1 protein-coding gene and 1 pseudogene are annotated in these 518 nt (G+C 62.7%); both read right to left on the bottom strand.

Annotation, left to right across the window (positions count from 1 at the left end):
• Positions 1–140: proton-translocating transhydrogenase family protein (locus U9J39_RS29425; RefSeq protein WP_326348807.1), on the bottom strand; the 140-nt coding region annotated here is incomplete at its 3' end.
• Positions 141–154: 14 nt separating this feature from the next.
• A pseudogene (locus tag U9J39_RS29420) lies at positions 155–518 on the bottom strand (NAD(P)(+) transhydrogenase (Re/Si-specific) subunit alpha); the annotation flags it as partial.

The following is a 518-nucleotide window of genomic DNA, read 5'->3' as shown; positions in this document are numbered from 1 at the left end:
ATGATGGCCGAGATCGCATTGGTCACCGCCATCAACGGCGTATGCAGCGCGGGGGTAACGGTCCAGACCACGTGGTAACCCACGTAGATCGCCAGCACGAAGATGATCAGGTTGATCACCGTGTGGTTCACCATTTCCATCATTGTTCTCCTGATCAGGCCACTGCCTGTTCGTCCCGCCGCGTCATCAGGCAGGCGGCGACGATGTCGTCTTCCTTGTTGATAACAAGCTGGCCATCCTTGCCGATGATGAGCTTGAGGAAATCCAGCACGTTGCGGGCATAGAGCGCCGAGGCGTCGGCCGCCACCATGCTGGCCAGGCTGGTATGTCCGATCAGGATCACGCCGTTGTGGTTGACCACCTGGTCGGCCACCGTCAGTGGGCAATTGCCGCCCTGGGCCGCGGCCAGGTCCACCACCACCGAGCCCGGCTTCATCTGCCGCACGGTCGCTTCCTGCAGCAGCACCGGCGCCTTGCGCCCGGGGATCAGCGCGGTGGTGATGACGATGTCGGCCTGG

The sequence above is a fragment of the Cupriavidus sp. SS-3 genome, assembly GCF_035818815.1.
In the GTDB taxonomy this organism is placed as follows: Bacteria; Pseudomonadota; Gammaproteobacteria; order Burkholderiales; family Burkholderiaceae; genus Cupriavidus; species Cupriavidus taiwanensis_C.
This window is presented reverse-complemented; position numbering and strand designations above follow the sequence as displayed.